The sequence below is a fragment of the Nocardiopsis sp. NPDC006938 genome (assembly GCF_042869555.1).
Taxonomy (GTDB): domain Bacteria; phylum Actinomycetota; class Actinomycetes; order Streptosporangiales; family Streptosporangiaceae; genus Nocardiopsis.
In genome coordinates this window covers 1-7,581 of the sequence record NZ_JBIAGA010000001.1, presented here as the reverse complement: position 1 = coordinate 7,581, position 7,581 = coordinate 1, and the positions used below count along the sequence as shown (strand labels likewise).

Annotated in this window: 7 protein-coding genes; 5 read left to right on the top strand and 2 right to left on the bottom strand. The window is 71.5% G+C overall.

Features of this window, described 5'->3' with window-relative positions:
* Positions 1-123: 123 nt before the first annotated feature.
* The gene (locus ACFYL4_RS00035) at positions 124-549 is read right to left on the bottom strand and encodes a hotdog fold thioesterase (protein ID WP_357770010.1); all 426 of its coding nucleotides are present in this window, start codon (positions 547-549) and stop codon (positions 124-126) included.
* A 117-nt stretch (positions 550-666) separates the two neighbouring features.
* On the opposite strand from ACFYL4_RS00035, the gene polA reads away from it, so the two are divergent.
* The 3 genes from polA to rpsA all read left to right on the top strand — a co-directional run bounded on the left by polA (position 667) and on the right by rpsA (position 5,832).
* Complete coding sequence (gene polA, locus ACFYL4_RS00030) at positions 667-3,423, top strand: DNA polymerase I (protein ID WP_357770011.1); 2,757 nt, start codon at positions 667-669, stop codon at positions 3,421-3,423.
* A 29-nt stretch (positions 3,424-3,452) separates the two neighbouring features.
* Entirely contained in the window at positions 3,453-3,896 is a 444-nt protein-coding gene (gene arfB, locus ACFYL4_RS00025; RefSeq protein WP_357770019.1) for an alternative ribosome rescue aminoacyl-tRNA hydrolase ArfB, read from the top strand.
* 436 nt (positions 3,897-4,332) lie between these two features.
* Entirely contained in the window at positions 4,333-5,832 is a 1,500-nt protein-coding gene (rpsA, locus tag ACFYL4_RS00020) for a 30S ribosomal protein S1 (RefSeq protein ID WP_357770012.1), read from the top strand.
* A gap of 85 nt (positions 5,833-5,917) precedes the next feature.
* On the opposite strand, the gene ACFYL4_RS00015 is transcribed toward rpsA, so the two are convergent.
* Positions 5,918-6,301, bottom strand: coding sequence for an iron chaperone (locus tag ACFYL4_RS00015; protein ID WP_387515250.1), 384 nt, complete (start codon positions 6,299-6,301; stop codon positions 5,918-5,920).
* A 56-nt stretch (positions 6,302-6,357) separates the two neighbouring features.
* Here ACFYL4_RS00015 and ACFYL4_RS00010 point away from each other — a divergent pair, with 56 nt between their 5' ends.
* Both ACFYL4_RS00010 and coaE read left to right on the top strand, forming a co-directional pair.
* Positions 6,358-6,855: a GNAT family N-acetyltransferase gene (locus ACFYL4_RS00010; RefSeq protein ID WP_357770015.1), complete on the top strand. Its 498-nt coding sequence runs from the start codon at positions 6,358-6,360 to the stop codon at positions 6,853-6,855.
* A 33-nt stretch (positions 6,856-6,888) separates the two neighbouring features.
* Entirely contained in the window at positions 6,889-7,491 is a 603-nt protein-coding gene (gene coaE, locus ACFYL4_RS00005; protein WP_387515248.1) for a dephospho-CoA kinase, read from the top strand.
* Positions 7,492-7,581: the final 90 nt, after the last annotated feature.

The following is a 7,581-nucleotide window of genomic DNA, read 5'->3' as shown; positions in this document are numbered from 1 at the left end:
GTGGGGTGGGGGGGCGGGGGGGGGGGGGGGGGGGGGGCCCGCCGGGGCCCCCCCCCCCCCCGGGGGGGGGGGCGGGGGGGGGGGGGGGGGGGGGCCCCCCCCCCCCCCCCCCCGCCGGGGCCCCTACTGCGGGGCGTCGCGCAGCATGCAGGTCAGACGGGAGGTGCAGACCTTCCGGTCCCGGTCGTCGGTGACGGTGATGTCCCAGGTGGCCAGCGTGCGTCCCAGGTGGACGGGGGTCGCCACCCCGGTGACGTACCCCTCGGTGGCGGAGCGGTGGTGGGTCGCGTTGATCTCGATGCCCACGGCGATCCGACCGAACCCCTGCGCGTGGATGGTGGAGCCGATGGAACCCAGGGACTCGGCGAGCACGCACGAGGCGCCGCCGTGCAGGAGTCCGAAGGGCTGACGGTTCCCCTCGACCGGCATGCGGCCCACGACGCGCTCGGCGGAGGCCTCGGTGATCTCGATGCCCATACGCTCCCCCAGGCCTCCGGAGAGCGCCCCGGAGTCGATGAGTTCGCGCATGCCCTCGGCGTCTGTGGTCATGGTGGTGCCTTCCGATCCGGTCAGGTGAACCCGTAACCGGTCGAACCGACCGGTCGGGGGAGGTGTTCCCGCGGCGATGGCCGCGGGCTGTCCGTAGCGCATCCTAGGATTCGTTCTGTGGTGACCAAGCGAGAGACCCCTGACCAGACATCCCAGGCCGACGGCGGGCGCGCCCGGCTGCTCCTCCTGGACGGCCACTCGATGGCCTTCCGCGCGTTCTTCGCGCTCCCCGTGGAGAAGTTCGGCACCAGCACCGGGCAGTCCACCAACGCGGTGTACGGCTTCGCCTCCATGCTCGTGAAGCTGCTGCGCGACGAGGAGCCCACCCACGTCGCGGTGGCGTGGGACCTGTCCGGCCCCACCTTCAGGGACGAGGAGTACGACGGCTACAAGGGCGGCCGCTCGGAGACCCCGCCGGAGTTCCCCTCCCAGGTGCCGCTCACCCAGGACCTCATGCGGCTGATCGGCGTCACGAACCTGTCCGCGCCCGGCTTCGAGGCCGACGACGTCATCGCCACGCTCGCGCACCAGGGCGGCGAGGCGGGCATGGAGGTGCTGATCGCCTCCGGAGACCGGGACGCCTTCCAACTCGTGACCGAGGACTGCACGGTCCTGTACCCGGGCAAGAGCCTGTCGGACCTGCGCCGGATGGACCCCGAGGCCGTGCTGGACAAGTACGGGGTCACCCCGGAGCGGTACCGCGACCTCGCCGCCCTGGTGGGGGAGAAGGCCGACAACCTCCCCGGCGTGCCGGGGGTGGGTCCCAAGACCGCCGCCAAGTGGATCACCAAGTTCGGCTCCCTGGAGGAGCTGGTCGCCCGCGCCGACGAGGTTCCCGGCAAGGCCGGCCAGAACTTCCGCGACCACCTCGACGACGTCCTGCGCAACCAGCGGCTCAACAAGCTGGTCACCGACGTGGAACTCGACACCGGGGTGCGGGAGCTGGGCCTGGGCGAGGCCGACCGCGCGGGCGTCGACGCGCTCTTCGACAACCTGGAGTTCGCCTCCAACCTGCGCGAGCGCCTGTACGCCGTCATCCGCGCCGGTGACACGGGGACGGCCCCGGAGTCGGGCGCGGCCGCCGAGGGCTTCGCCGTGGACGTGACGGTGGCCGCCACGGGCGAAGTGGCCGCCTGGATCACCGAGCACGCCGCCGCCGGTGCGCTCACGGACCAGGCTCCGGCCGGGCTGGCCCTGGACGGCGTGTGGGGCGCGGGGACCGGCAGGGTGGACGCCCTCGCCGTCACGGTGCCCAGCGGCGCCTCCCTGTACGTCGACCCCACCGTGCTGGACGCCGCCGACACCGAGGCGCTGGCGGCCTTCCTCGCGGACACCGGGCGGCCCAAGGCGGTGCACGAGTACAAGGGCGCCCTGCTCGCCCTGGGCGCGCACGGGTGGGAGCTCGGCGGGGTGATCAGCGACACCGCCCTGGCGGCCTACCTGGCCCAGCCCGGGCAGCGCCGGTTCGACCTCGCCGACCTGAGCCGCAAGTACCTGGGCCGGGAACTGGAGGGGGACACCGACGGCGCGCAGATGACCCTGGACCTGGGGGAGGGGAGCGGGGGCCGCGGTCACGGGCTGGCCGTGCGGGCCGCCGCCACCCGGGACCTGGCCGGGGTGATCGCCGCCGAACTCGACAAGCGGGGCGGCACCCACCTGCTGCACGAGGTGGAGCTGCCCCTGGTGGACGTGCTCGCCCGGTTGGAGCGGGCGGGCATCGCCGCCGACCGGGAGTACCTGGAGGGCCTGCGGGAGGAGTTCGCCTCGGCCGCGCGGGGCGCGGTCGAGCGGGCGCACGAGATCGTGGGCCGCGAGTTCAACCTGGGTTCGCCCAAACAGTTGCAGCAGGTGCTGTTCGAGGACCTGGAGCTGCCCAGGACCAAGAAGATCAAGACGGGGTACACCACCGACGCCGACGCGCTGGCGTGGCTGGCGACCCGCACCGACAACGAGCTGCCGGGCGTGCTGCTGCACCACCGGGACCAGACCAAGCTGCGCACGACGGTCGAGGGCCTGATCAAGACGGTGGCCGACGACGGCCGCATCCACACCACCTTCAACCAGACGGTGGCGGCGACGGGACGGCTGAGCTCCACCGACCCCAACCTCCAGAACATCCCGGTGCGCACGGACGTGGGCCGACGCATCCGGCGCGCGTTCGTGGTCGGGGAGGGGTACGAGGAGCTGCTCACCGCCGACTACAGCCAGATCGAGCTGCGCATCATGGCGCACCTGTCGGGCGAACAGGCGCTGATCGACGCCTTCAACAGCGGCTACGACTTCCACGCGCACATGGCGGCGCAGGTCTTCGACATCGAGGTCGCCGAGGTCGACGGCGAGGCGCGCTCCCGGATCAAGGCGATGAGCTACGGCCTGGCCTACGGGCTGAGCGCCTACGGCCTGTCCCAGCAGCTGGGCATCACCCCGGAGGAGGCGAAGAAGCTCATGGAGGACTACTTCGCCAGCTTCGGCGGGGTGCGCGACTACCTGCACCGGGTGGTGGACGAGGCGCGCAAGGTGGGCTACACCGAGACCATCCTGGGCCGTCGCCGCTACCTGCCGGACCTGACCAGCGACAACCGCCAGCGGCGTGAGATGGCGGAGCGGATGGCGTTGAACGCGCCCATCCAGGGGTCGGCGGCCGACATCATCAAGGTGGCGATGCTCCAGGTGGACGCCGCGCTGCGCGAGGCCGGGCACCGTTCCCGCGTGCTGTTGCAGGTGCACGACGAGCTCGTGGTGGAGGTGGCCCCGGGCGAGCGCGAGGCGGTCGAAAACCTCGTGACGCACGAGATGGGCTCCGCCTATGATCTGCGTGTCCCGCTGGGTGTCTCGGTCGGCAGCGGGCAGAACTGGCACGACGCCGCGCACTAGGCGCGGCCGTGAACGCGGAGGTGGTGGCGGTGGCGGGGCAGGACGAGACCACGGGTGGTCTGGCCGTGGGGCCCGTGACCGTCCCCTCCGACGCGTTGACGTGGCGGTTCTCCCGGTCCTCGGGGCCGGGCGGGCAGCACGTGAACACGTCCGACACCCGGGTGTCGCTGTCGCTGGACGTGGCGGGGTGCCGGGCCCTGGGGGCGACACGGCGCGCCCGCGCCCTGGAGCGGCTCGAGGGGCGCCTGGTGGACGGGGTGCTGACGGTGTCGGCGCAGACCCACCGGTCCCAGGCGCGCAACCGGGCCGAGGCCCGGGAACGCCTCGCGGGCATCCTCGCCGAGGCGATCGCGCCACCGCCCCCGGAACGGCGGCGGACGCGGCCGAGTCGGGCCGCCAAGCGGCGCCGTCTGGACGCCAAGCGTCGGCGGAGCGACGTGAAGCGGTCCCGTTCGCGTCCCCCGATGGACTGACGGGCGTCCGTCGAACCACGCGTTCCGGACTTTTTTCCGAACGCCTCCGCCCGGTACCGCCGAGCCGGGCGCGAGGCGCGTCAGACCCTGGCAGACATGGCCGGGGGGCTAGTTGATCTTCCCCACCCGGCTCGGGTAAATTGCGGCCACGACGGCCTCGCACGGCGCCCTGTCCCCGTATTCCGATTGACCTGTGCGCTCGCGTCTCATATTCTGGCGTCAGCGTTGTGGGTTCGTGCGGGCGTCCGCTGTCTCCGGTAGGGGGCAGGAGGGTTGCACCGCTTCGGTCTCCACTCTGGACCGGCGGCTGGCGGTCACGGACGGCTCGTTCCGTACATGTGACCTTCGCTTCTTACTTCTGGACTGCGGATCGACGGGCTCGAACCTGCGGCGTGCCCATTTCCTGTTCCTGTCCGTATCCGGAGTCCACCCACAAATGACGAGCAGCACCGAGGCCACCTCGACACCCCAGGTAGCGGTCAACGACATCGGGTCCGAGGAAGCCTTCCTCGCGGCGATCGACGAGACCATCAAGTACTTCAACGACGGTGACATCGTCGAGGGCACCATCGTGAAGGTCGATCGAGACGAGGTCTTGCTCGACATCGGCTACAAGACCGAGGGTGTCATCCCCTCTCGGGAACTGTCGATCAAGCACGACGTCGACCCCGGTGAGGTCGTTGCCGTCGGCGACCAGGTCGAAGCCCTCGTTCTCCAGAAGGAGGACAAGGAAGGCCGTCTGATCCTGTCCAAGAAGCGCGCTCAGTACGAGCGGGCCTGGGGCACGATCGAGAAGATCAAGGAAGAGGACGGCGTCGTCACCGGCACCGTCATCGAGGTCGTCAAGGGTGGTCTCATCCTCGACATCGGCCTGCGCGGCTTCCTTCCGGCGTCCCTGGTCGAGATGCGTCGCGTCCGCGACCTGCAGCCCTACGTCGGCCGCGAGCTCGAGGCGAAGATCATCGAGCTGGACAAGAACCGCAACAACGTGGTCCTGTCCCGTCGCGCCTGGCTGGAGCAGACCCAGTCCGAGGTCCGCCAGACGTTCCTCAACACCCTCCAGAAGGGTCAGATCCGCAAGGGCGTCGTCTCCTCGATCGTCAACTTCGGTGCCTTCGTGGACCTGGGCGGCGTCGACGGTCTGGTGCACGTCTCCGAGCTCTCCTGGAAGCACATCGACCACCCGAGCGAGGTCGTCGAGGTCGGCCAGGAGGTCACCGTCGAGGTCCTCGACGTGGACATGGAGCGCGAGCGCGTCTCCCTGTCGCTCAAGGCGACCCAGGAAGACCCGTGGCAGCAGTTCGCCCGGACCCACCAGATCGGTCAGGTCGTTCCCGGCAAGGTCACCAAGCTCGTCCCGTTCGGTGCGTTCGTGCGCGTCGAGGAGGGCATCGAGGGCCTGGTCCACATCTCCGAGCTGGCCGAGCGCCACGTCGAGGTGCCGGAGCAGGTCGTCCAGGTCGGCACCGAGATCTTCGTCAAGATCATCGACATCGACCTCGACCGCCGTCGCATCAGCCTCTCGCTGAAGCAGGCCAACGAGAGCGTCTCGCCCGACCAGGTGGACTTCGACCCCACGCTGTACGGCATGGCCGCCGACTACGACGAGCAGGGCAACTACAAGTACCCCGAGGGCTTCGACGCGGACAGCGGCGAGTGGCTCGAGGGCTTCGAGGCCCAGCGCGACGAGTGGGAGCGCAGCTACGCCGAGGCGCAGGCCCGCTTCGAGGCTCACCGCAAGCAGGTCGAGGAGGCGCGCGCGGCCGAGGCCGACGCCGCCAACGCTCCTGCCGTGGAGGAGGACGAGGAGGACTACACCGGTGGCGGTCAGAGCGCCGGCGGTTCGTCGTCCAGCTCCGAGTCCAGCAGCGGTGCGCTCGCCTCGGACGAGGCCCTGGCCGCCCTGCGCGAGAAGCTCGCGGGCGGCGAGGCCTAGAGGTCGTGTCGCCGGGCTTCGGCCCGCGTGATGGCTGAGTGAGGGGCCGTCTCCACCCAACGGGTGGGGGCGGCCCCTTCGCGTGTCAGCGGGCCGGTCCCCGGGCGGCGGCCGTGGCGCGCAGCAGGTCGCCGACCAGGTCGAGGTCGACCGTCCCGGGGGAGCGGAAGCGCACACACCCCTTGCCGGTGTCCCGTGAGGCCAGCCGCTCCGCGTGGGCGGCCATCACGTTCTCCCGGGTGAAGTAGACCGCGACGTGGCGTCGCTGCCGGGCGAACGACACCTCCAGGACCCCGTCCCTGCGGTACCCGGGCATCCCGTACGCCATCACCTCCTCGAACCCCGCGAGCTCGGCCCGGCACAGGTCCCGGAGCGCGCCCATGGCCGCCCGTTCCGTGCCGGGAAGCTCCGCCAGATAGGTGTCGACGTCGACCGCCCCGCTGCTCACCATGGGTACGAGCCTACTCACCGGGGGCTAGGGTGGCCTGGTACCCGCCGAGGGCGGGCCCCAGCTGAGGAGGCGACGTGTTCGACATCCACCCGGCCACCCCCGACGACGCCGGTGAGATCTTCACCCTGCAGCGCGCCGCCTACGTGGACGAGGCCCAGGCCTACGGCGACCCGTTCATCCTGCCGCTCACCGAGGGGCTGTCCCGGATCGAGGGCCTGCTCGCCGACGACGGCGCCCTGGTACTCAAGGCGGTGGTCGGCGCCCGCCTGGTCGGCGCGGTCCGGGCCGGGATCACCGAGACCACCGGCGTGGTCGGGCGCCTGGTGGTCGCGCCGGACCTACGACGCAGGGGGATCGCGGGAGCCCTGCTGGCCCGGGTGGAGGACGACCTGCGCGAGCGCAGGCCCGACCTGACGGCGCTCACCCTCTTCACCGGGGCGCAGACCCCCCGCAACCAGCGCCTGTACCGGTCCCTGGGCTACGCGGAGACGCACCGCGAGCGGGTGGCCGAACACCTGGTGATGGTGCACATGCGCAAGGAACTGGCCCCGGTGGGCGCGGGGTCGGCGTGACGCCCGCCCTCCGCGCCCCCTAGGGTGTGGCCCATGCTGAAAGTGGGTCTCACCGGCGGGATCGGTTCGGGTAAGAGCGCGGTCTCCGCCGCGCTGGCCTCCTACGGCGCGGTCGTGGTCGACGCCGACGCCATCGCCCGGGAAGTGGTCGCGCCCGGCACTCCGGGACTGGCCGAGGTGGTCGCCGAGTTCGGCGAGGGTGTGCTCGCCGCCGACGGAAGCCTGGACCGGCCCGCGCTGGGTGCGATCGTCTTCGCTGACAAGGCCCGCCTGGCCGGACTCAACGCGATCGTGCACCCCCGGGTGGCCGAGCGCAGCGCCGAGCTCATGGCCCGGGCCGAGGCCGCGGGCGCCCGGGTGCTGGTCTACGACGTGCCCCTGCTGGTCGAGAACGGACTGGAGCCGCTCTACGACGTGGTGGTCGTGGTGGACACTCCCGACGAGGTCAGGGTGGAGCGGGTCTCACGCGACCGGGGGATGCCCCCTGAGCAGGTGCGGGCCCGGATCGCCTCCCAGGCCGACCGGCGGACCCGACTGGCCTCGGCCGACCTGGTGGTGGACAACTCCGGCACCCGTGAGGAGCTCGCCGACCGTGTGGCGGAGCTGTGGCGCGCGCTCCTGGAACGCGCGGCCTAGGCACTGTTTTTTGGACGGGTCAGGTCACGGAGCCAGATCCGGATCGAGGCCACCTGCACGGTCCCGTCGAAGATCGCGGCCCGCTTGTCA